This window comes from Chromobacterium sp. Ag138 (genome assembly GCF_055181315.1).
The window spans coordinates 2,690,361-2,714,084 of sequence record NZ_JBUPWA010000001.1 but is presented as its reverse complement, the minus strand read 5'-3'; the positions used below and the strand labels follow the sequence as shown (position 1 = coordinate 2,714,084).

Here is a 23,724-nt window from a genome sequence, read left to right as displayed (position 1 = left end):
GATTGCTATATTTAAATAGCTATGTAAAAATAGGCAAATGAGCGAAATCAATTTTCTGCCTACCGCCGAAGCCAGCCTGCTGCGCCGGCAATTGATGTCCATGGTGCGCAGGCTGCGCCGCCAGGGCAGCCTGGATGTCCTGCCTTTCGGCTTGCTGACCATCCTGGGCGCGATAGACCGCGCCGGCGGCGACATCACGCCGACCGAGCTGGCGCGCCGCGAGAACCTGCGCTCGTCCAACCTGGCCAGCGCGCTGCGCGAGCTGGACGCTTCCGGCCTGATCCGCCGCACCCAGGACCCGGACGACGGCCGCCGGGTGCGCGTCGGGCTGTCCGAGGCCGGCGAGGCCGCGCTGCGGCGCAACCGCCAGCTGCGGGACGGCTGGCTGCAGCAAGCGCTGCAGGGGCTGAGCGCCGAGGAGCGCGGCATCCTGCTGCGGGCCGGCGAACTGCTGGAGCGGCTGGCCGCGTCCGAACCCACATTGAACAAGGAGCAAGCATGAAAACCGCGCTGCTGACGCTGGACTACATCATCGACATCATGCATCCGCAGGGCCGGGTGGCGCGCTGCGCCGGCCATGCCGCCGAGCGCGGCGTGATCGCCGAGGCCAACCGCGCGATCGCGCTGGCGCGCGCGCGGGACTGGCTGGTGATTCACGTCAAGGTGGGCTTCTCGCCGTCCTATGTCGAAATGCCGCAGGGCTCGGCCATTTTCAGCCGCGCGGCCGAATTGCAGGCGCTGAACCTGCAGGGCGAGGGCACCGCCTTCCATCCGGAGCTGGACGTGCGTCCGGAGGACGCGGTGGTCGCCAAGCACCGGGTCAGCCCCTTCTACGCCACCGGCCTGGAAGCGGTATTGCGCGCGCAGCGCATCGAGCGCTTGGTGGTGGCCGGCGTCAGCAGCACTTGGGCGGTGCAGGCCGCCGCGCGCGACGCGCACGACCGCGACTACCGCGTGCTGGTGTTGGAGCCCGCCTGCGCGGCGGCCTGCGAGGAAGAGCACCAGATGTCGATGCGGCAGCTGGCGGCGATCGCCGGCATCGTCACGCAGGAGCAGCTGGAGGCCTTGTGATCGCCGCGCTGGCCCGGCACTGCGACGGCTACCTGGCGTCGCGGACGGCGGCGCTGCTGCTGCCGGCGCTGGGCATGGCGCTGGCCGCCGGCGACGCGCGCTGGCTGAGCGGCGGCATGCTGGCGGTGTGCTGCCTGATCGCGATGGAGCGGGGGCGGCTGGGCGCGGCGGCTAGCCTGCTGCAGGCTTCGCTCGCCTTGGGCGGCGCTTTGCTCCTGGCCTGGCTATGGCGCTGGCCCGCGTGGTTCGCGCTGGCCTGCGGGCTGGCCGCCGAGCTGGGATGCCGGCTGGGCCGCCGCCGCGCCGCCTGGCGCTCGGTCGCCAATTTCACTTTCATTCCGGCGCTGTACCTGGGTTATGAGATGGCGGAGCGGGGCGCGCCCGCGTCGGCCGAGTTGCCCTGGCTGGCCGGCGGCGCGCTGGCGGCCTGGACGCTGCATTTGTTGGCCGGCCGTCTGGACGGCGCGGAGAGCAAGCGGGGAGAATCGCCCGCGTTCGGGCTGGCTTTTGTCTGCGTCGGCCTGCTGGCCTGGTGGGCGGCGGCCAGCCGTTTGCCCTGCGGCCAGTGGCTGGTGTGGTCGGCCGCCAGCGTCTGCGTCGGCGGCTGGACCGCGGTGCGGAGCAAGAGCTGGCAGCGCGTCAGCGCCGCCCTGATCGGCGTGCCTTGCGGCGTGGCGCTGGGACTGGCCTTGAGCGACAGTGCGGCGCAGGCCTGGGCGCTGGCCGCGGCGGGCATGCTCAGCCTGACGCTGTTCCGCGCCTACCGCCCCGCCTTCGCCGCCCGCAGCGCATTGGCCGCCACGCACCTGACGCTGGTTGGCGGCCTGGGCCTGGCGCGCTTGCTGGATGTCGGCGCGGCCGCGGCGCTGGTGCTGCTGGTATTGGCTGTCGGCGGCTGGCTGGCATCGCCGCGCTGAGCCGGCGCGCTTAGGCCGGCTGCATCGGGCGCGGTTGTTGCTGTTCCAGCCGGCGCGTCATCATTTCCTCGGCCAGCGGGCTGCCCAGCAGATAGCCCTGCATCGCTTCGCAACCCAGCGTCTGCAGGAAGCGCTGCTGGTTTTCGTTTTCCACGCCTTCGGCCAGCGTTTCCATGCTCAGCGCGCGGGCCAGATTGACGATAGCGCTGACGATGGCGGCGTTTTCCTCGTCGCCGGGCAGGTCGCTGATGAAGGAGCGGTCTATCTTCACCACGTCCGGCGCGAAGCGCTTCAGGTAGGCGAGGCTGGAGTAGCCGGTGCCGAAGTCGTCTATCGCCAGCCGCACGCCCATCGCCTTGATCACCGCCAGCTGGCGCGAGGCCAGGTCGGCGTCGGCCATCAGGGTGCTCTCGGTGACTTCCAGCTCCAGGCAATGGCCGGGCAGCGCGTGCCGCTGCAGCGCCTCGCGCACGTCGTCGATGAAGTCGTGCCGCATCAGCTGGTGGGCGGACACGTTGACCGCCACCCGCATCGGCGCCAGTCCGGCATGCAGCCACTGGCTGGCCTGGCGGCAGGCCTGGTCCAGCACCCAGCGCCCCAGCGGCACGATCAGGCCGGTGTCCTCGGCCACCGGAATGAAGCGGCCGGGCATGATCAGGCCCTCGTCCGGATCGCGCCAGCGCAGCAGCGCCTCGCAGCCCAGCAGCCGTTGTCCGGCCATGTCGTATTGCGGCTGGTAGACCAGGTACAGTTCCTCGTGCTCCATCGCCCGCCGCAGCCGGTTTTCCATCAGCAGCCGCTCGGCCACCTGGGTGTTCATCTCGCGGGTGTAGAAGCGGAAAGTGTTCCGGCCGTGGGCCTTGGCGTGGTACATCGCCAGGTCGGCGTTCATCAGCAGGGTCTGGATGTCGCTGCCGTCGTCCGGCATCAGGCTGATGCCTATGCTGCAGCCGACCACCAGCGAATGCTCGCCGATCTGGAACGGCTGCTGGATGGTGCGCAGGATGCGCTCGGCGATCTGCGCCGCCTCACCGGGCTGGTTGATGGACGGCAGGATCAGCACGAACTCGTCGCCGCCGGTGCGGCCGACGGTGTCCAGACCGCGCACCGCGCCGGCTAGCCGCCGCGCCACCTCCTTCAGCAGCTCGTCGCCGGCGCAGTGACCCAGCGTGTCGTTGATGTTCTTGAAGTGGTCGAGGTCGACGAACAGCACCGCCAGCTGATTGTGCTGCAGCTCGGCCTGGCGTATCGCCTGGTGCAGCCGGTCGTTGACCAGCACGCGGTTGGGCAGGTCGGTCAGCGCGTCGTATTCGGCCATGTGCTGAACCCGCGCTTCCTGTTCCTTGCGCTCGGAGATGTCGGTGAACAGCGCGACGAAGTGGCTGATCTCGCCCTGCGCGTCCAGAAGCACGCTGATGTTGACCCAGCAGGGGAAGTGCTCGCCGCTCTTGCGCCGGTTCCAGATCTCGCCGGACCACTGGCCGCGCTGCTGCAGCGTCTGCCACATCTGCTGGAAGAAGGCCGGCTCATGGCGGTCGGAGAACAGCATCGAGGCCTTGAGGCCGCGGACCTCGGCCTCGCCGTAGCCGGTGATGTGGCCGAAGGCGCGGTTGACGGTAAGGATGCGGTTGTCCGGATCGGAGATCAGGATGGCCTCGTTGCTGGATTCGAACACCTGGGCCGCCAGCCTGAGCTGGCGTTCGGCCTGGCGGCGGCCGCTGATGTCGCGCGCGGTGGCGCATAGATAGACGTCGCCCTGGTAGTTGAGCTGGTTGACGGTGACTTCCAGGCAGCGCTCGGACTCGCCCGCGCCCTCCATCGTTTCGAAGGTCAGCGGGTAGCCGCCGCCGGGGTGGCGGAACAGCGCGTCCGCCAGTTGCGGCGCTTGCCGCAGGGCCTGGTTGCAGTACACCACTTCGCCGCGGCTGTTGCGCAGCGCCACCAGCTCGGTGGCGTTGTCGATCATGAAATGGCTGAGCTTCAACTCCCGCGCCTGTTCCTTCAGCGACAAATGGCTCTGCGCCAGGTCCTGCTGGTAGCGCCGCACCAGCGCGCCGACCCAGCGCACGAAGTACCAGCACAGCAGGCTGGCGAACAGCATCGCCACCAGGGTCATGCCCAGTGTGGCGAGGATGCGTTCGGCCAGCCGGCCCTTCAGCCGCTGGGCGGCGCGCAGGCTGTCGTCGCGTATCGTCTGCACTTTGACGCTGGTGACCAGGGTCCAGTCCCAGCCCGGCAGCTGCCGGACATAGGCCAGATAGCGCTCGGCGGCCAGGCCGGCGTCGTCCTGCTGGCTGTATTCGACGAAGCCGCCATGCTTGCCCAGCTGCACCAGCTGTTCGACGCGGGCGCGCTCGGCGGCCGGCAGCTGGAGGTAGGGTTTGCCGACCAAGGCCGGCCGGGTCGGGTACAAGCGGACGATGCCGGCGCCGTCTATGATCATCAGCTCGCCGCCGGACTGGCCGGCGCGCATCCGCGCCAGCGTGTCCAGGCCCTGCTGCTGCAACGCGGCCTCGACATTGCTGATGTATTCGCCGCTGCCGATCAGCCAGTTGTAGCGGGGAAAGCGGCGGGCGTAGGTGATTTTGTCGTCCATGCGGCCGGCGCCGGGCAGATACCAGCGGTAGGCGGAGAAGCCGCGGCCGGCGGCGTTGTCCACCGAGTCCAGCAGGCCTTGCATGATGCGGCGGCCGTGGTCGTCGCGGCTGTCCAGCAGCGAGCGGCCCTCGCGCCCGGGCGCGGTGGGCAGCAGCACGCAGCGGCCGTTCAGGGTGTCGATGAAGAAATAGCCGCGGCCGTCGAAGTAGCGCAGCGGCCGCAACGCCTCGACGATCAGCTGCTGCACCTGCCGCGGGCTCTGGCGGGCATGCTCGCGGCGCCAGATCGCGTCGGCCAGGCTCCAGGCCAAGTCCACCTGCTCGCGCAACTGGTGGCGCATGGTGTCGTTGGTGCGCTCCCGCAGCGCCGACAGCAGCAGCGCGGCGTGGTCGGCGTAGGCTTGCAGGCCGTCGCGCGCGCGCGCGGTCGCTTCCTGTTCGATGTTTTGCCGCCCGGATTGGAAATCGCGCCAGCTCATCATCAGGAAATAGCTGGCCAGGGTCAGCGCCAGCGCGAACACGATGGCCAGGGTGCCGGACAGCTGCAGGCGCGACAGCCGGGCGGGATTCCATTCCATCACGATCTCTGGACTTCGAAAAGGGATGGTCAGTATACGGGATTATCCTGAATGTCATGAAAAATTGTCCGGCGGCGATATTCAATTTCCGTTAAAATCGCGCTCGGGAGTTGGCCAGGCAATCGCCGCGTTCGAAAGGACGGGGAGGAAAGTCCGGGCTCCATAGAGCAGGATGCCGGTTAACGACCGGGCGCCGCGAGGCGACGGAAAGTGGAACAGAGAGCTGAACCGCCGATGGCTTTGGCAACAGAGCACAGGCAAGGGTGAAAAGGTGTACCGGGAGGCGCAAGCCGGCCCGGACGGGCGGGGCAACCCGCTTGCGGTAAGAGCGCACCGCGGACGTGGCGACACGGACGGCAGGCTAAACCCCATCCGGAGCAAGACCAAATAGGGGGGCGCTAACGTGGCTCGCGTTGTCCCCGGGTAGGTTGCTTGAGCCTGTCGGCAACGGCAGGCCTAGAGGAATGATTGTCCAACGACAGAACCCGGCTTATCGGCCGACTCCCACCTCATCCCTTTCGGCCGCGATTATCCGCGGCTATCGAATCTGCTTAAAAAATAAGCAAAAATTTTTCCCGTCCGGCGAAAATCGCTATACAATACCGACCCTTCCCAGCCATTACCCGTAATTTATTCGTCATGCAGATAGGACCGTACCAACTGAAAAACCGGCTGATCGTGGCGCCGATGGCCGGGGTGACGGACAGGCCTTTCCGCATGCTGTGCAAACGGCTGGGGGCGGGGATGGCCGTTTCCGAGATGATCACCGCCAACAAGGCCTTGTGGACCACGCCCAAGACGCTGCGCCGCGCCAACCATGAAGGCGAGGTCGAGCCGATCGTGGTGCAGATCGCCGGCGGCGAGCCGCGGATGCTGGCCGACGCGGCCCGGCTGAATGTGGAGCACGGCGCGCAGATCATCGACATCAATATGGGCTGCCCGGCGAAGAAAGTGTGCAATGTGGCGGCCGGTTCGGCGCTGCTGCGCGATCTGGACAACGTCGGCCGCATCCTGGAGGCGGTGGTGAAGGCGGTGGACGTGCCGGTGACGCTGAAGACCCGCACCGGCTGGAGCCGGGAGGTGAAGACGGCGCTGGCGGTGGCGAAGATGGCCGAGGATGCCGGCATCGCCGCGCTGGCGCTGCATGGCCGCACCCGCGAGGACATGTACCGCGGCGACGCCGAGTACGACACGATACGCGCGGTCAAGCAGGCGGTATCCATCCCGGTGGTGGCCAACGGCGACATCGACTCGCCGGAGAAGGCCCGCCAGGTGCTGGACTACACCGGCGCCGACGCGATCATGATCGGCCGCGCGGCGCAGGGACGGCCGTGGATCTTCCGCGAGATCCAGCATTACCTGGAGACCGGCGAGACGCTGCCGCCGCCGACGGTGGGCGAGATCCGCGCGCTGATGCTGGAGCATCTGGACGAGCTTTACGGTTTTTACGGCGAGTACTCGGGCTGCCGCATCGCCCGCAAGCACATCGCCTGGTACATCAAGGGCCTGGCCGGCGGCAACGCCTTCCGCCAGCAGATGTACAAGCTGGAGAGCACCGACGAGCAGCGGCTGGCGGTGGGTGAGTATTTCTCCAGGCTGGGCGACGCCGGCGATCGTCTAAGCTATGTAGTCGAGGATGAGGACAAGTTGGACCGCGACGGCGACGCCGTGGCGGAGGGAGAGGCATGCGGCGCTTGACGCCGCGGCCTGGTGGGGACCCGACTTCTGGATACCAATAACAAGATGCAAAACAACGATCACATATCGCAGTCGGTGCGGCTGGCGATGGAGCAGTACTTTCGCGACCTGGACGGCGAGGCGCCGTCGGCCATCTACGACATGGTGCTCGCCTGTGTCGAGAAGCCGCTGCTGGAGGTGGTGCTGATACACACCCAGGGCAACCAGACGCGAGCGGCGGAGTTGCTGGGATTGAACCGCAACACGCTGCGCAAGAAGATGAAGTCGTATGATTTGATTTGAAGATAACCGGCCACACCGTAACAGGGTGGCCGGTTTTTTTTGCCCCTTCCGCGCGGCGGGAGGGCGGGGATTCGATGGGCAGGCTGCCGATCATGAGAAGTTGAATCGCGCCGACGCGCGGCGTCGGCGGCCTGGGCCGGTTTTTTATTGTGTTCATCCATAGCCAAAGCGGTAGAGAAACATGACCAAGATCGAACGAGCGCTGATCAGCGTGTCCGACAAGAGCGGCGTGCTGGAATTCGCCAGGGAGCTGTCCGCCCTGGGCGTGCACATCCTGTCCACCGGCGGCACCGCCAAGTTGCTGCAGGATGCCGGCCTGCCGGTGACCGAGGTGTCGGACTACACCGGCTTTCCGGAAATGCTGGACGGCCGCGTCAAGACGCTGCATCCCAAGGTGCACGGCGGCATCCTGGGCCGCCGCGATCTGCCCGAGCACGTGTCCACCATGGCCGAGCACGGCATCGGCAACATCGACCTGGTGTGCGTCAACCTCTACCCGTTCGAAGCTACCATCGCCGATCCGGACTGTTCGCTGGAAGACGCGATCGAGAACATCGACATCGGCGGCCCGACCATGGTGCGCTCGGCCGCCAAGAACTGGGCCCATGTCGCCATCGTCACCGACAGCAGCGATTACCCGGCGCTGGCGGCCGAACTGAAGGCCAACGGCGGCCGGCTTGCCAAGGCCACCCGCTTCGAGCTGGCCAAGAAGGCCTTCACCCACACCGCGGCCTACGACGGTGCCATCTCCAACTACCTGACCAGCCTGGCCGACGGCGTGGTGGCGGGCAAGCCGGAGCGCGTCGCCTTCCCGAATCGTCTGAACGCCCAGTTCATCAAGGTGCAGGACATGCGCTACGGCGAGAACCCGCACCAGGCCGCCGCCTTCTACCGCGACCTGGACCCGGCGGCCGGCAGCATCGCCCACTACCAGCAGCTGCAGGGCAAGGAACTGTCGTACAACAACATCGCCGACGCCGACGCGGCCTGGGAGGCGGTGAAGACCTTCGACGACACCGCCTGCGTCATCGTCAAGCACGCCAACCCGTGCGGCGTGGCGGTCGGCCCGGACACGCTGTCCGCCTACAAGCTGGCTTTCGCCACCGACACCACCAGCGCTTTTGGCGGCATCATCGCCTTCAACCGCCCGGTGGACGCGGCGACGGTGGAGGCCGTGACCGGCCAGTTCCTGGAAGTGCTGATCGCGCCGTCCTTCACCGAGGAGGCCAAGGCCATCATCGCCGCCAAGAAGAACGTGCGCGTGCTGGAGATTCCGCTGCAGGCCGGCGCCAACCGCTTCGAGCTGAAGCGCGTCGGCGGCGGCGTGCTGGTGCAGACGCCCGACATCCGTAACGTGGGCCTGGACGAATTGCGCGTGGCCAGCAAGCGCCAGCCGACGCCGAAGGAAATGTCGGACCTGCTGTTCGCCTGGCGCGTGGCCAAGTTCGTCAAGTCCAACGCCATCGTGTTCTGCAAGGATGGCCAGACCGCCGGCATCGGCGCCGGCCAGATGAGCCGCGTCGACTCCACCCGCATCGCCGCGCGCAAGGCGCAGGACGCCGGCTTGAGCCTGGCCGGCGCGGTGGCGGCGTCTGACGCCTTCTTCCCGTTCCGCGACGGCATCGACGTCATCGCCGAGCAGGGCATCAAGGCCATCATCCAGCCGGGCGGCTCGATGCGCGACGAGGAAGTTTTCGCCGCCGCCGACGAGCACGGCATCGCGCTGGTGCTGACCGGCGTGCGCCATTTCCGCCACTGACAACAGCCGGCAAGCCGCCGTGTCCCGACGGAAACGGCGGTAATGAAACCGACTTGGCGCTATGCTATTCAGGTAGGCGCCAACAGGCGGCGGCGAAGAGCCGCCGCCGCACACAATAGGATGAAAACCCGATGAAAGTTCTCGTGATCGGCTCCGGCGGCCGCGAGCACGCGCTGGCCTGGCGCATTGGCAAGTCCAAGCGCGTGTCCAAGGTCTTCGTCGCGCCGGGCAACGCCGGCACCGCGCAGGACGCGAATCTGACCAATATTCCGGCTAACGGGGTGGCCGAGTGGCTGGCCTTCGCCAAGGAAGAAAAGGTCGACTTGACCGTGGTCGGCCCCGAAGCGCCGTTGGCCGCCGGCGTGGTGGACGCCTTCCGCAACGAGGGGCTGAAGGTGTTCGGCCCGACGCAGTACTGCGCGCAGCTGGAAAGCTCCAAGGACTTCGCCAAGGCCTTCATGCAGAGCCACGGCATTCCCACCGCCGGCTACCAGACCTTCACCGACGCCGCCGCGGCGCATGGCTACGTAGATGGCAAGGGCGCGCCCATCGTGATCAAGGCCGACGGCCTGGCCGCCGGCAAGGGCGTGGTGGTGGCGATGACGCTGGACGAGGCGCACGCGGCCATCGACGACATGCTGCTGGGCAACAAGATGGGCGATGCCGGCAGCCGCGTGGTGATTGAGGATTTCCTCGTCGGCGAGGAGGCCAGCTTCATCGTGATGGTGGACGGCGAGCACGTGCTGCCGATGGCCACCAGCCAGGACCACAAGCGGCTGCTGGACAATGACCAGGGGCCGAACACCGGCGGCATGGGCGCTTACAGCCCGGCGCCGGTGGTGACGCCGGAGGTGCACAACCGGGTGATGCGCGAAATCATCCAGCCGGTGGTGCAGGGCATGAAGAAGGACGGCCATCCGTATACCGGCTTCCTGTACGCCGGGCTGATGATAGACGACGAGGGCCACCCCAGGGTGATCGAGTTCAATTGCCGCTTCGGCGACCCGGAAACCCAGCCCATCATGGCGCGCCTGAAGACCGATTTCACCGTGCTGCTGGATGCCGGCGTCAACGGCAGGCTGGACAAGGTGGAAGCCGAGTGGGACCGCCGCGTCGCCTTGGGCGTGGTGCTGGCCGCCGCCGGCTATCCTGACGCGCCGCGCAAGGGCGACGCCATCCACGGCATTCCCGCCGAGAGCGAGGACGGCATCGTGTTCCATGCCGGCACCGCGTTCGACGAGCAGCATCAGCTGCGCGCCAGCGGCGGCCGCGTGCTGTGCGCGGTGGGCTTGGGCGACAGCGTCAAGATGGCGCAGGGCAGGGCCTACCAGCTGGCCGACGCCATCGAGTTCGCTGGCAAGCAGTACCGCCGCGACATCGGCGCGCGGGCGATCGGACGCAAGCACTGAGCTTTACTTTCTGGAATAAGAAAACAGCGCCTTCCGGCGCTGTTTTCTTATGGCGAGTGTACAGGCTCAGAAATCATAGCGGGCGTTGAATGTCAGCACGTGGTTCACGTTTTCCTTGTGCTTGTGGTGACCCAGCTTGGAATCGCCGTAACCGACCTCGAACGACAGTTTCTTGTAGCCTACCGATACGAAGGGCAGGGCGGCGAAACCGTTGTGATCGGAGCCGTTCAGATAACCGCCGTATAGGCCCACTCCCATTTTGAAATCGCCAGCGACGTTGAAGTCCTTGCGCCATCCGGCGGCGGCGTAATAGGCGGTTTTCTTGGAAGAGTCGCGGTAAACGGCGCCGCGAATAATGGGGCGGCCCCATGGATATTCCTGTAGCGACCATTCCGCGCCCAGACCGGGATTGAACTGCTCGAAGTCGCAGTTGTGCTTGCGGCTATTGCAGCCGTAGTGCTTGGAGGCGAAAGGCACCAGCAGCGACACGTCGGCCAATGCAGGAAGCGCGGGGAGCAACAGGGCGGCGAACAACGCGGAACGGACGGACATATGGATACTCCATTATTGTGGCTTATGATGTTGGACAGTAATCATATCCACTATTTATGTAAATAATTGGCATGTAATTTTAATTTTACATACATTTTTGGATTTAGGCGCTGGCATTGCTTGTTGCTGACGGCAAGCGTTGCGGCAAAAGCTTGCGAAGCCTGCGTGTTTTCCGTCGTTGTATTTAAACAGGCCATAGATTGCCCAGCCACTCCCACAGCGTGGCCAACTCGACGGTTTCGTCTGCCTCCGCAAGAAGCAGAGTCGCGAGAGATAACAAGAGGGAAGCAAGCGCAGGTCTGAGCGGACGCGGGCTTGGCTGGCAAGGCAGCCAGTGCGATTCGCCGAAGAAGGCGCCGTTGAGCTGGGTGTGTTTGATCAGGTAGGAGCGCAGCTTGCCGTACAGCTCCCGCTGCGGGGGCTGGTTCTCGCGCCAGAAACGGTCCAGCACGCCTTGGAAGGTCAGCCCTTCCATGTCGTACAGAGCACGTCCAGTGACGACTAGAGGCTTGCCGTGGTGCAGCGCCGACAAGCCGACAGTACTGTTGATTGTGACTACGCCCAGGCTCTGTTTCAACAAGGAAGGCAGATGCGTATCGTGAAGATAGTGCACCCTGTCTGCGATGCCTGCCTTCTGCGACAACCGTCGGATGATTTGCCGGTAATTGCGGTGGCCGCGATCCATCGGATGGTGTTTCAGCACCAGATGCCGGCCCGCAGGCGCCCAGCGAGCGAAGGATGAGATGACTTCATCGATGAAGTCGGCTACGTCTTCGTAATGGCTGTGATGCAAAACCTGGCTGTCGTTGAAGACTTGCAGCGCGACCAAGTAATAGCCTTGACCCACGCTCATGCCGGATAGCACGCGTCGAGCGGTGGCGCGCTCGCTGAGCTTGTACCATTGCTTGCGCCAGCCGGAACGCAACCACCGCGCGCACTCGCGGAACGGCGAGAAATCCTTGTGGTGGCGGTAATGAGGATAGCGCCGCCGCCATAGCCAGCCGGCGGCGTAATAACTGATGGCGGTGCAAGCCATCCGTCGGAACGATGGTCGGGTGGGGCGGGGGGGGCGAGGCGTGCTGGACTCATGCGCCAGGATGGCTGCGGGGTCGTTGGCCAGTGTTGAGTGAGCGTTTACGCCGCCGGATTCCAGAGTCACGTAGTCCGGGCGCAGGTAGCCTTCTTCGAAGGCATAGAACGCCAGGCGCTGGTTTCGGCAAAGCTCGGCGGCGATGCGATGGTAGCGGCGGCAGTCGCCGAAGCAGATCACGCCGTCGATCCGCTCGCTCCGCAGAAACAAGGCTAGCCAGGGCGCGAAATCCTCCAGCCGCCCGTTGTAATCGGTGCTTGGCAGGCACCGATGGTAGAGCCTGTCGCCGCCATTGAAGTTAATCTTGTGAACGGCGACGCCGTTGTCGCGAAGCCAATTGGCCAGAATGTTGAAAAATGGCCCCATCGGTCCCTGCAACAGCAGCAGCCGGCGGTGTTTGAGCAAAGGTTGGGCGGCAAGCATGATTCTTTTAAGGTTCGATGTTCAGCGCAGGGTGCGCAGCAAGCCGCGCGCTTTGCGCCACTGACGGGCCGGCCAGTGGGTTGCCGCACAGTTTGCATGGCCGCCGGCCTTTTGCCGACGCAAATATTCCACAACCGCCTCGACGCGGGCGAAGCCATCGCTGCCGGGAAGCGCGTAGCGGGGATAGGCGATCAAGGCGCCATAGACCAATTCGTCCAATGCCAGCCGGTGCCGGCGTTGCGGCATCGGCTGGCGATCGATGGTCAGACCCCAGCCGGCGTAGAACGGCATGCCGTAGCAGTACACCGTCTTGCCCTGAAGCAGGGCTTCGAAGCCCGCCTGGGAGGTCATGGTGTGGATCTCATCCGCCACAGCAAGACAATCGGCGATATCCGCTTCCGCGGCGACCTGGTCGGCCAATGCCGTCAGTTCGCTGACCGGGACCTCGCCCCGGCGGTTTCCGGACATGACGTCGGGATGGGGCTTGTAGACCAGCCAGGCATCCGGGCGCTGGCGGCGAGCCTCGCGCAGCAGCGCGAGATTGCCGCGGATTTCTGGCGATGCTTCGAGGATTGAAGCGTCGTCTTCCACCTGTCCCGGCACCAGCACTACGGTTTTGCCCGCGGCTTCCGCGGGAAGCTGGAAACTGCCCCCCACGTTGTATTTGCTGAGCTTCAACTCGACCAACTGCTGCCTGAGACGCGCCGAGCGCGAGATTTGCCAATCATCAAGCTGCAGCGTGTTGAGCAAGCGCTCCAGGTCGGAACCGGAATGCGGCGAGTAGTACAGACCGCCGCGGTCCACCACCAGCGACATCGGGGGCATCAGGTTGGAGCCGAGACCTACCGAGCGCAGGAAGCCATCCTCCATTCTGAGCAAAGGCAGGCCGCGCTGCACCGCCCATTCGGCGATATCCGGCCGCATGCCCCAAACCACCAGCTTGCTGTCCGGCGGCAAGGCGGCGGGCAGCTTGTCTAGTCTGGAAATGAAACGCAGGCGGTTGTCCGGCGTCTTGAGAAAAGGCCAGACAGCTGCCCGCTTCCACAAGCTCATGCCCACGCACCAGAGCGTCCCGCTGGTCTGCTCCCGTAGTTCCCGGTTCTGTCGAATCCATTCCGCAACGTCAAAGAAGGTGCCTGGCTGGCCGGTCTCCGGATGAATGTAACGGGCGTATTGCAGATAGGCTGCGTGGAACAGCTCTTCCAGCGTGCAGCGCCGTTGGCGCCGCTCGCTCAGCTTGGGCATGTCGGGATGGCGGTCGTCGGTCAATCCCCAGCCGGCATACCAGGGCATGCCGAAGCACACTACCTCGCAGCCGGCGATCAGCGCTTCGAAACCCATGTGAGAGGTGGCGGTATAGACGATGTCCACCTGGGACAACAGCGACTGCGGGCAGATGTCTTCAGCCAGCAGGCGCGCGTCCTCAGGAGCTTGCGGCAGGTAGCCGCGCTTCTTACCTGCCACTACATCGGGGTGGGTTTTGATCCAGATTTCGGCATCAGGGTGTTCGCGGCAGGCTGATTCCAGCATGGAGCTGAACGTATGCATGTCTGTGCCACCACGCTTTACGGAAACATCTCCCTCCGTCTGGTCCAGTACCAGAATGCGCATCTTGCCGTTTCTGGGAGGCAGGCTCTGTGCAGGAGCGTGGTTGTATTTGGAAAGTCTGTCGCCTCGCATCCGTGCCAGGCCCCGAACCGCTTCATCCCGTTCTTGTCGGGAGAATGGCTGATTGGCGATCAGCCATTCCAGCCGAGATGGTTGGTTGGCGTCGTAATACATTCCCAGATCGTCCACCACGAGGGAGAGTGGAGCGGCGTTGGAGACTCCGAGCCCAAGCGAGCGTAGGAATCCATCCTCCAGTCGCAGGATGGGGAGTCGCCGACGGGCGGCGAGGCGCTCGCCATTGCGCGCGCTGGGTCGATGGCCCCAGACGGCGACTGCCGAGAAAGCATGTTGGGCAAACCTGGGACGGCATAGGACCGCATCGCATCCCAGCATGCTGCTCAATGAAGGAATCCGGGCGATTCCGGGAGAGGTTAGGGCGATCAAATCAATGCCTGCGTCGTCGTTTTTTGTCGGCAGCCGGCCCCGTAGACGGCATTGTCCGCGGGGCTCCGGTGCGCTTGCTCAGCGCTTGCTGGTTTGCAGGCTGCCTATGACAGGTTTTCTATTGAAATCGCGATAGAAGAAGCGCAACGGTCGTACGAAAATATTGCGTGAATCGTTGAAGAACGAGTATGGATCACGCTTGAACTTCAGGTATTTCCGTAGTGCGATCGGAATGTCTTCGTAGCGCGGCTTGGCTGAAGCCAAGGGTTGCGGAGCTGCGATGGCGGCGGGGGGGGCCGGGCGTTGCGTGGAGGCGGAAACCGGGGGCGCCGGATGAGGCCGGGCGCCGTACAGGGCCAGAGCGGCGGACTTCCATTGGGACTTGCCCAGCACGTAGTTGCGCTCTGCGTTGGTCAGCGCAGCCACTTTATCTTGGTCGACGTGATATAGCAGAACGGCGTCTCCGCCGCCAAAACCGTTTTCCACGCCCAAGCCGGTGAAGAGGCGAGCGTCCTTGGCAGAGGGGTGCTCTGCCAGATGCAGGAAGAGCTTTTCGCCGAATTCGCGGCCGATTTGCACTTCCGAGCAGAATCGGCCCAGGCTGCCGACGAAGTCGTCTATGAAGGCTTGAACGCCAGCATGCACTTGGCGCATGAAGTGCAACCTCACGTCATTTTGCTCTTCTTCGACCCATTCGATGATGTTGGTGCCGTTTTCGTCGACCAAATGCGCCCGAACCGAGTTTTCTTCCGACGACAGCAACGTCTCGAACAGGAATACATGGTCGTTGAGCTTGTGGTAGTCGGCGGACCGTTGCTCGTCGAAGCTAGCTAGCCAACCCTCGAAAGTAACGCCGTCGAACCACTGCCGCGCCGCTTCGTGGGTCAGCATGTAGTAACCTGCGACCTTGCTGTCCAGCATTTTGTTGATATAGCGCTGGATCGAGCCGGAATAACCGATGTCGACCATGCAAACGCGGTCGGCTTCTGCCGGTATGTTTTTACTGCCGAGATAGGACAGCGCGCCTTCCCGCTCGCGACGGGCCCGTTCGAGTATGGGCTCTTGCAGGTCATGGATCAACGAGCCCAGCATGGCGAGATCGTGCTGGTGAGTCACCTCGTCTTTGAGACGCAGCGCATGCCGTTTCAGCACCATCGGCGGCACCGCGTCGGCTTCGAGACCGAAACGATGCAGCAGCAGATCTCCCAGCTTGCGATTGGCGAAGGACAGATGCAGCAGCTCAATCAGGTCGTCCGTGTTGTAGCACGAAGCGAGAGCGGCGGAGCGCCGCGAAAAATACAAGTAGTCGGATGGCGGCAGGTCCGCATAGTCCGGGGCTTGGCGCAGCCGGTCGTAGATCAGTCGCAGCATGTAGCCGTCGCGGGCCATGAAGCAGACGCGTTTGAAGCCGCGTGCCCGGACGCGATGGGCCAGCCATTGGACGAAGGCGGTCAGCATCGGCGCACCGGCCATGTAGCCGAACGCGTATAGCGATCCGCCGAACAGATTGTCGCGATGGGCATGCTGCAAGTGGCTGCCGAAGCGGTTGGCGATCAGGCCCATCACCACCGAGTCGCTGGTCCAGCGGCGAGCCAGATTGCGGGCGAATGGCGCAGCCAGGGCGCTTTTCCTCAGACATTCGGCGTGGCGCGGGATCCAATGCACGCGCAGGTTGTGTTCGCGGGCTTTTTCTACATCCGCGCGCGGGTTGTCGCCGACGTGGAGCATCGCGTGCCAGTCAGGACTTTGTTCGATGCCATGCTGCTCTTTCAACTCGGCCAGGTAGTGGGGAAAGATCGTCCCATCGTGTTTGCGCAGGTCCAGCTCTGCAGATACGTAAAGATGACTGAAGCCTCGGATGCCGACCCGTTCCAGCAGACGTTCGATCGCAGGCTGTTCCAGGTAAATATCGGTGATGATGCTGACTACCTTGCCCATCCGGCGGGCCCAGACGAATTGCTGGTAAATGGGTTCCCGGCGAGTCAGCACCTCGGTTTCCGCCTCAAATTCGATGGTGGCGATTTGCTCGCATATCTCGTGAGAGTAGCCAGTCAGATTGGCGAATTCTCGGTAGATATGGGTAATCGTCACCTCTTTCCAGTTACGCTTCTTGCGGGCTTCCTCTTCCGCGCGACGGCGCCAGCGGGCGTAGTGCAGGCTGGCGTTGCCGGTGATCCGGCGGACTCTGCCCTCGATCATCTGGAACAAGTCGTGCGGCTCCATGAACGGACGCTGCACCAGGGTATCAAACAGGTCGAAGCTGACTGCCTTGGCCTGGGTGATCTTGACCAATAGTTCGTTCGGCTGGCTGTCTACCTGTCGAGCGTCCAGCAATTTCTGCAACCTGTCGATCCGGGACCACTTGCTGAACAGTTCAAGCAACTGCTCGGTGTCGTAGCGGCGAGGCCATTCCAGTGGATTCTGATCGCCGCCGCGTTGCCCCATCAGCAGCAAGGCGGCGAAGTGGGCGACCGCATTGGCGCTGGATGACATGCTTTCGTCAAGGAATACGTTGTAACGCGTCAGCATCCACCACATCGCCGAATCGATTTCCGGAGAAGGGTCTATCTCCGACCGGACAAGCGCTTCGGTTTCGGCCAGCGTGCCGGAAGCCACTAGGTTGATATGGCTGTGGCCAAGGGCGATGACCGGCACACCCATGATTGCTGCTTGGAAGGCCAAGCCGGAAGATACGGTGGCTATCGCGTTAACATGCAGCAGCCACCACTGCGACAGCATCGGTACTTGCTCCAGCTCCTGGATGTAAACGAAGTTGGGGTGGCTGTCTTGCAGCGCGGCGATCGCCGCCTGATCGAGTACGGGCTGGTGGTCTGGATGCTGGGTCACGATCAGGCCGAAGTCCTGTGGCAGCGTGGTCAAAATCTCTTCCACCATGTGGTGGTGATTGTCCCAGGCCGCGCAGCCGGTAAAGCTGTCATGGCCGTCCAGTTGCAACGGCAATAGCACCAGTTTGGAGAAGCTGGTCTGCAATTCTCCTACCATGCGGTACACCGGGTCGGTTGCCGCCAGCGCTGCGACCATGCTTGCTCTCACCGCCTGCAGAGCGCGGCGCTCATCATCGCTGATGCGATGGGTTCGAATTGCGTCGACGTGGCGAGCCAGAACGGATTCCTGGTAGATGCCATTGGAATCGTAGGAGCACAGTGCCGGGAACGGCATCCGCGTCAGCGCACCCCAAGATTCGTTGATGACGACCGCGGAGGGGAAAAGCTCATGCAGCCACGGGGCATGTGTTTCGTAAGCGATGACCAGGTCGGGCTGGAAGTTTCCAACTGCCTTTAGCACGGTTTGACGGATTGCAGCCTGGCGAGCGGCTCCTTCCGGCATCGCCCGGATTTTTTCGACCCGTGTAATGGTTTGAACGGGTACTTGCAGCACATCCGGCTCCGCTTGGCTCAGGCTCTGGGAGTCAGTCAGTACCATGATGGAGACTGAGCTGTTGCCCGACAGCGACCGGAAAAGAGGTTCTATATGCCAGCGCAGTGTCGGCGCACGCGAACCGGGAGGCATGGTGAATGGGTCCAGCCAATAGAGAATATTCATTTTTTTGAAGCTCCAATAAGGTTTTTAAATTACAGATCCAGTATGACTTTTGCGGCCACTGCTATCTGGTAGAGGATTTGGGATATGCCGCGAACGACTTCGATGTTCTTGCTTTCTATCTTGGGCAGCACGACGACTTCGTCGCCGGGGTTCAGCCGGTTGCGTATCGAGGCGGCTTGCGCCTCGCCGTTTTGCTTGAGCACGATCAGACGGGCGTGGTCGGCTCCCTGGCTAAAGCCGCCGACCCGCTCGATGTAGTCGTTGACGCGATAGCCTTGCTGCCAGCTGACTGCATTGGGGAATAGCACTTCGCCGTGGACCATGACCAGGCTGGTTTTTTCCGGGATGACGATGCGGTCGCCGTCTTCCAGCAGAGTGGTTTGCAGGCTTTTCTCATCCAGAACCACCTGCCCGCGCGGCTCGATCTTGCTCGCCTTGGCCACGAAGCGTTCTATCAATTCCGCCTCACGTGTCCGCAACTCAGCCTCTTCCTTGGTGGATGATCGGGCGGACAGCGCGGCTTCCTGCAGTTTTTGCAGTGAGAGGTCGAGCATGGTCTTCTGACGTTCCGCTACCGTTTTGCGGAACAGTTGAATGGCGTCGGTTCGCGACATGCTGTTGCCGCGGATCTGCTTGAGCACGTCAGCCATGGTGGCGCCGTAGGGCAGCACGATGGCATGCTCGCCTGAGTGCGCGCCTTCCACTCGGACCTGGATGGTGCCGGCGTAACGATCGGCGGTGACGGTGAGCTGGTCGCCGTCGTTCAATTGCACATCGCTGGCTTGCGCCAGCGGGTAGTATTCGCTGGTTTTTTCGCTGCCTTGGCGGCGGGCAATGCTGACATGGGTGGCGCCGGGTTTGGGGCGGGCCATCGCCAGCGCGTCGCTGACGCTGATGCGGGACTGGCCGAATTCGAAGTCGTAGGCGTTGTACACCTCGCCCGAGATGGCGAACGTGTGCTGGCGCGGCCCGACCACGATCACGTCGCCGTCGGAGAACTGCGCCAGATCCAGCCGGCCCTTCAGCAGAAAGTCGTACAGGCTGAGGCGTTTTCGCACGTGGTCGCCGCGGCGGATCGATATGTCCACGTAGCTACCGCGGTCCGGGTCGACGCCGCCGGCCTTGTCCAGATAGCTGAGCACGCTGTCGGCGGCGATGCCGCCATAGAGGCCGGGTTGCTTGACGAAGCCGGTGACGAACACCTTGACCGGCTGCGCGACGTCCAGCGCCGCGTAGACATTGACGTTGGCCTTGTACACCCTGCGAACATGGTTGCCGACCAGTTGGTTCAATTCGCCGTTGCGCGCGCCGGCCACTGTCACCGGGCCGACATTGGGCACGAATATATTGCCCTGGGGATCCACCATCAGTTGGCCGTCGAACATGAAGGCGCCCCATAGGCGCAGCGAGACTCGGTCGCCGATGCTGATCTGGTAATCGGGGTTGAAGCCGCTGCCGGCGCTGTGGCGGAAGGCGCCGCCGAACAGCTGGGAGCCAAACATCCTGCCGGGAGCCTGCACCGGTACCTGAGGTTCGGCCGCCGCCGCGGGCGGAGGCATTTCCGCGGCGGGCTTGCTCGATTTCATTACGGCCGCTGGGGCAGGATCGGCAGGGCCGCCGCCCAGGCCGGCGTGGGCGGCCGGCATGGCCAGCGCCATGCTTGAGGCGAACATCAAGGCGATTGAGGTCGGGCGCATATCAAATCTTGTGGTCTTCAATGATGGAGAGGGCAAGGCGAGCGATGCCGTACAGCAGCGAGGCGGTCAGCAGCAGCGAGGCCAGCGTGTAGAGGCGGCGGGGGTATTCCGCCAGTTCCGGCAATTGTGGCGAACTGATCACCGCCAGGCTTTTCTGTTTGTGCGCGGCCGCCACCTTGGCTTTTTCCAGGGCGGTCAGCGCCAATCGATAAAGGTCGGTGCGGAACTCCACCCAGGCGCGCATTTCCTGGAACTGGGATGCCTTGCGGTTGAGCTTGCCGTCGTCCGGCGAGGCGAGCTTGGCTTTCTCGTGGGCGATCTGGGTTTTCAGCGCGTCCAGCGCGTTGCGGGCGGACGCCACTTGAGGGGAGTCGCTTTGCAAGTAGCTTTGCAGATTGCGCAGCTCCGCCTCCATTTGCGCCTGCTTGCCCTCCAGCTCGGCGACCAGTTGGCCGGCGGCCTGGGCCTGGGCGTGTGGATCGATCAAGCCGTTGCGGTTCTGGTAGGCCAACAGCTTTTCGCGGGCTTGGCTGAGCTCGGTGTAGGCGTTGTTGACTTCGCGCTGGGCGAAGGCCATGTCCTCGCGGCTGATCTTGTGCGACAGCTCGTTGATGAAGCGCTCGCTCTCGGCCAGGATGGCGCGGTTCAGCTTCTGGGCGAATTCGGGCGTGAAGCCCTGGCTGCGGATGACCAGCAGCGAGGTCTTGTCGTCGAACTGGACCTCCACGCGGTTGCGGTAATAGTCCAGGACATCCTCGCGGACGGCGCCGGCGGGCAGTCGGTAGAACCAGTCCCAGCCTGCCGGCTGGCCGAAAGCTTGTTTCAGATTCAGGGCCTGGTCCAGCCGGGCCAGCATGTCGGGCGAGTGGATGTATTGCTGCAGCAGCATCGCGTCTTCGCGCAGCGTCGATGCGCTGCCGCCTAGCAGCGCGCCCAGATCCAGGCTGCCAGCCTTGTCGTCCGCGCCGCGTTTGACCACGACCTTGGATTCGCTGACGTAGCGGTCCTGGGACAGCGTCGCGAAATACAGGCTGGTCAGCAGCAGGGGCAGCGCAATCAGCAGGACGGCCAGTTTGTCGCGCTGGAAAAGGCGCAGCCACGGCAAGGCCGATACTGCGGACATGGCGGCCGAGCCATCGGCCTGGCGTTTTTCAAACCACTTGAACATCTTCATCTTTCCGGTAAGCCGCGATGGCTTCGTCTATCTGGGGGAAGTAGCGGACGCCATGGCGACCCAACAGCAGGGCCGAGTCGCAGAAGCGTTTGATCTCGGCCAAGTTGTGGGAAACCATCAGAAACTGGCTGCGCTCCCGCTTTTGCTCGATCATCCGGGCGCTTTTCTCCTTGAAGCTGGCGTCGCCGACGGCGGTGACTTCATCGATCAGGTAGTAGTCGAAATCGAAGGCCATCGACAAACCGAAACCCAGCCGCGACCGCATGCCGGAGGAGTAGGTCTTGATCGGCATGTCGAAATGCTTGCCCAGCTGGGCAAAGCTTTCGACGAAGGCGACTTTCTCTGCCAATTCGTGCCTGGCGGCGTACAGGCGGGCCACGAACTTGACGTTCTCGCGGCCGGTCATGCTGCCCTGGAAGCCGCTGGCCAGGCCCACCGGCCAGGAGATGCGTCCGGTGGAGCGGACCTGGCCGCAATCGGGCCGGTCCATGCCCCCCAGGATATGGAGCAGCGTCGATTTGCCGGCGCCGTTGCGGCCGATCAAGCCGACGCTGACGCCGGATGGAATGTCCAGGTTCAGGTCGCGGAATACGAAGTGCCGGCCTGCCGGCGTGCGGTAGGACTTGCTGAGATTGCGGATCTGTATCATGAGCGCAGGATTGCGGGTTCGCGGGCTTTGTAGAGCAAGAGGCCGAAGAAAAGCATGAGCAGCGCGCACAGCCAGAGATAGACGAGGCTGACGCCATATAGCGGATACGCGGGGAAAACCGCGTGGCGCATCAGCTCGAAGGCATGCAGCAGCGGGTTCCAGTCCACCAGCCAGCGGTACTCTGCCGGGATGATGTGCAGGGAGAACATCACGCCGCTGGCGAAGTACAAGGGTTTGATCAGGATGGGCAGAATCTTGTCCGCCGCCTTGAACACATGGCCCAGCACCATGAAGGCGAAGCCTATGCCCTGCGACAACAACGCCAGCGCCAGCCAAACCGAGAGCAGCGCGGGCAGATTGTGCAAGCTCATCGGCTCGTCCAGCAGCCACAAGCCTGCCAGCAGGATGGAGAAGCAGGCGGCCTGGATCAGGCATTCCAGCAGGCTGCGCGCCAGCACCGCGTCCACCGGATGGACGGGACGGTAGCTGAACAAACCGCGGTTGGCCTCTATCGCGTTCAGGGAGCGGAGGGAGATATTGGAGAACAGCGAATACGGCACGATGCCGCACAGCAGGAAAACCGGGAAGGAAATATCCGGCATCGTGCGATGCAGCAGATAGCCGATGATCGCCAGCATCACCATCATGTGGGCCACCGGCTCCAGCAAGGCCCACAGGTAGCCCAGCCGGTATTCGCCGAATCGGGTTTTGAGTTCTCTCAGGAACAGCGCATGCACTGAATTGCGCATCACGTTCCAGCCGCCGCGCGCCGTCACAGGTCGAAATACTTGATGATGCCGGCCGGGCGATTGTGTTGGTCCACCGCGATCAGGGAGGTGATCTTGCGTTTGAGCATCAGCTCTTCCGCATCGGCGAACATCGCATCGCAGGAGATGGTGAGCGGCGAGGGGGTCATCAACTGTCGGGCGCTCAGCGAGTGGGGCGCGTCGCTGCGCTCCATGCCGCGGCGCAGGTCGCCGTCGGTGATGATGCCCAGCAGGCTGCCATCGGCGTCCAGCACCACGGTCAGGCCCAGGCAGCCTTTGGTCATGTGATTGACCACTTGCTTGAAATCGTCGCCAGGGCGGTTGCTGGGGACGGTCGGCGTCATCACGTCTCGGACGCGGGTCAGCAATTTTCTGCCCAGGGAGCCGCCGGGGTGGAAGCGGGCGAAGTCGGTGGGCTGGAACTGGCGCAGCTCCATCAAAGCCACTGCCAGCGCGTCGCCCATCACCAGCGTCAGGGTGGTTGATGTGGTGGGGGCCAGATTATGGGGGCAGGCTTCGCGCTCGATCGGAACCAGCAAGACGCAGTCCGCCTCGCGGGCCAGCGTCGAATCGCTTCCGCCGGTGATGGCCAATACCGGCGCGCCGATGTGCTTCAGATAGGGCAGCAGGCGCAGCACTTCCTCGGTCTCGCCGCTGTTGGACAGCAGCAGCACGCTGTCCTGCGGGCTGATCATGCCCAGGTCGCCATGGAAGGCCTCGCCGGGATGGACGAAGAAGCTGGAGGTGCCGGTGGACGCGAAAGTGGCGGCGATCTTGCGGCCGATGATGCCGGATTTGCCCATGCCGCAGACGATCAGTTTGCCTTGCGTGGCGTGAATCAGCTCCACCGCATGGTTGAAGTCGTCCGACAGTCTGTCCGCCTGAACCTGGAGCGCTCGGGCCTGCTCCGCGAAGACTGCCGATCCTGTGTGCGCATGCTGGGTCATGTTTATTGTTTAAAGTGCGTGCTTGGTATCAAAATTGTATCGGAATGTATAATTCTGCCATGACTGTGAACGTTTGTTGCAGTTTTTTTAAGAAATAGCCATTTTCATTCTGTTTACAATATGATTATCGGGCATTTCAATCCATTCAATGACAAATGGCTGTTCTTTTTGTAACAAAATAGAATGTGTACAGACTCTAGCCTAATTTCAAGATTCCAATAGCAGTAGCGGGATTTGCCGCGTATTTATGAAAATTTGATGCGGCGCGCGGCCGTTTCTGCGGGAATTTGACACCCCGGCCGCTACAGTTGGCTTGAGAGTGCACCCATACCTCAATCCTGGAGCGAGCCATCATGTCCGCACTGATTACCGAACACGGTCTGCCGGTTGATCCGGAGCCTGGAAGTCGCAGCCGGTTATTGCGTTTCCTGACCCACGAAAAGCGCTGCTGGCGTCGCGTGGCTTACTGGCTGAAGCAGTTCAACTCGGATGCCGGCG

At 63.6% G+C, this 23,724-nt stretch carries 17 protein-coding genes and 1 other RNA gene; 8 read left to right on the top strand and 10 right to left on the bottom strand.

From position 1 onward, the window contains the following. Nucleotides 1-37: 37 nt before the first annotated feature. The 3 genes from ACY3GB_RS12510 to ACY3GB_RS12500 are packed head-to-tail and all read left to right on the top strand — an operon-like array spanning nucleotide 38 to nucleotide 1,988. Nucleotides 38-502: a MarR family winged helix-turn-helix transcriptional regulator gene (locus ACY3GB_RS12510; RefSeq protein WP_463089025.1), complete on the top strand. Its 465-nt coding sequence runs from the start codon at nucleotides 38-40 to the stop codon at nucleotides 500-502. Continuing rightward, nucleotides 499-1,071, top strand: coding sequence for a cysteine hydrolase family protein (locus tag ACY3GB_RS12505; protein ID WP_463089024.1), 573 nt, complete (start codon nucleotides 499-501; stop codon nucleotides 1,069-1,071). Before ACY3GB_RS12510 ends, ACY3GB_RS12505 begins: the two co-directional genes overlap by 4 nt. Then, nucleotides 1,068-1,988, top strand: a complete 921-nt coding sequence (locus tag ACY3GB_RS12500; protein ID WP_463089023.1) for a hypothetical protein — start codon at nucleotides 1,068-1,070, stop codon at nucleotides 1,986-1,988. Before ACY3GB_RS12505 ends, ACY3GB_RS12500 begins: the two co-directional genes overlap by 4 nt. 10 nt (nucleotides 1,989-1,998) lie before the next feature. Here ACY3GB_RS12500 and ACY3GB_RS12495 read toward each other — a convergent pair whose 3' ends face one another. Further along, nucleotides 1,999-5,163 carry a bifunctional diguanylate cyclase/phosphodiesterase gene (locus ACY3GB_RS12495; RefSeq protein WP_463089022.1) on the bottom strand — a complete coding sequence of 1,055 codons (3,165 nt, stop codon included), beginning with the start codon at nucleotides 5,161-5,163 and terminating at the stop codon, nucleotides 1,999-2,001. Nucleotides 5,164-5,269: 106 nt separating this feature from the next. On the opposite strand from ACY3GB_RS12495, the gene rnpB reads away from it, so the two are divergent. From rnpB to purD, 5 genes are all read left to right on the top strand, one after another. Next, nucleotides 5,270-5,672, top strand: an RNA gene (rnpB, locus tag ACY3GB_RS12490) — RNase P RNA component class A. Nucleotides 5,673-5,802: 130 nt separating this feature from the next. Further along, a complete protein-coding gene (dusB, locus tag ACY3GB_RS12485; protein ID WP_463089021.1) occupies nucleotides 5,803-6,861 on the top strand; it encodes a tRNA dihydrouridine synthase DusB in 1,059 nt (352 codons plus the stop codon). A gap of 45 nt (nucleotides 6,862-6,906) precedes the next feature. Continuing rightward, nucleotides 6,907-7,143: a helix-turn-helix domain-containing protein gene (locus tag ACY3GB_RS12480; RefSeq protein WP_011134100.1), complete on the top strand. Its 237-nt coding sequence runs from the start codon at nucleotides 6,907-6,909 to the stop codon at nucleotides 7,141-7,143. Between the two features lie 181 nt (nucleotides 7,144-7,324). Continuing rightward, entirely contained in the window at nucleotides 7,325-8,902 is a 1,578-nt protein-coding gene (gene purH / locus ACY3GB_RS12475) for a bifunctional phosphoribosylaminoimidazolecarboxamide formyltransferase/IMP cyclohydrolase (protein WP_463089020.1), read from the top strand. A 131-nt stretch (nucleotides 8,903-9,033) separates the two neighbouring features. After that, a complete protein-coding gene (gene purD, locus ACY3GB_RS12470) occupies nucleotides 9,034-10,311 on the top strand; it encodes a phosphoribosylamine--glycine ligase (protein WP_463089019.1) in 1,278 nt (425 codons plus the stop codon). Between the two features lie 66 nt (nucleotides 10,312-10,377). Here purD and ACY3GB_RS12465 read toward each other — a convergent pair whose 3' ends face one another. The 9 genes from ACY3GB_RS12465 to ACY3GB_RS12425 all read right to left on the bottom strand — a co-directional run bounded on the left by ACY3GB_RS12465 (nucleotide 10,378) and on the right by ACY3GB_RS12425 (nucleotide 23,226). Then, complete coding sequence (locus tag ACY3GB_RS12465; RefSeq protein ID WP_463089018.1) at nucleotides 10,378-10,863, bottom strand: hypothetical protein; 486 nt, start codon at nucleotides 10,861-10,863, stop codon at nucleotides 10,378-10,380. A 184-nt stretch (nucleotides 10,864-11,047) separates the two neighbouring features. Further along, entirely contained in the window at nucleotides 11,048-12,376 is a 1,329-nt protein-coding gene (locus tag ACY3GB_RS12460; protein WP_463089017.1) for a capsule biosynthesis protein, read from the bottom strand. Nucleotides 12,377-12,397: 21 nt separating this feature from the next. Next, nucleotides 12,398-14,377: a capsular polysaccharide biosynthesis protein gene (locus tag ACY3GB_RS12455; RefSeq protein WP_463090938.1), complete on the bottom strand. Its 1,980-nt coding sequence runs from the start codon at nucleotides 14,375-14,377 to the stop codon at nucleotides 12,398-12,400. Nucleotides 14,378-14,506: 129 nt separating this feature from the next. Next, nucleotides 14,507-17,992 carry a capsular polysaccharide export protein, LipB/KpsS family gene (locus ACY3GB_RS12450; RefSeq protein WP_463089016.1) on the bottom strand — a complete coding sequence of 1,162 codons (3,486 nt, stop codon included), beginning with the start codon at nucleotides 17,990-17,992 and terminating at the stop codon, nucleotides 14,507-14,509. A gap of 29 nt (nucleotides 17,993-18,021) precedes the next feature. After that, entirely contained in the window at nucleotides 18,022-19,494 is a 1,473-nt protein-coding gene (locus ACY3GB_RS12445) for a polysaccharide biosynthesis/export family protein (protein ID WP_463089015.1), read from the bottom strand. A gap of 196 nt (nucleotides 19,495-19,690) precedes the next feature. Then, entirely contained in the window at nucleotides 19,691-20,857 is a 1,167-nt protein-coding gene (locus tag ACY3GB_RS12440) for a hypothetical protein (RefSeq protein ID WP_463089014.1), read from the bottom strand. Next, nucleotides 20,841-21,512 (bottom strand): ABC transporter ATP-binding protein, encoded by a 672-nt coding sequence (locus tag ACY3GB_RS12435; protein ID WP_463089013.1) that lies wholly within the window; start codon nucleotides 21,510-21,512, stop codon nucleotides 20,841-20,843. The genes ACY3GB_RS12440 and ACY3GB_RS12435 overlap by 17 nt, the downstream gene beginning before the upstream one ends. Then, nucleotides 21,509-22,261 carry an ABC transporter permease gene (locus tag ACY3GB_RS12430; protein ID WP_463089012.1) on the bottom strand — a complete coding sequence of 251 codons (753 nt, stop codon included), beginning with the start codon at nucleotides 22,259-22,261 and terminating at the stop codon, nucleotides 21,509-21,511. The genes ACY3GB_RS12435 and ACY3GB_RS12430 overlap by 4 nt, the downstream gene beginning before the upstream one ends. Nucleotides 22,262-22,284: 23 nt before the next feature. Further along, nucleotides 22,285-23,226, bottom strand: coding sequence for a KpsF/GutQ family sugar-phosphate isomerase (locus ACY3GB_RS12425; protein WP_463089011.1), 942 nt, complete (start codon nucleotides 23,224-23,226; stop codon nucleotides 22,285-22,287). Between the last annotated feature and the right edge of the window lie 498 nt (nucleotides 23,227-23,724).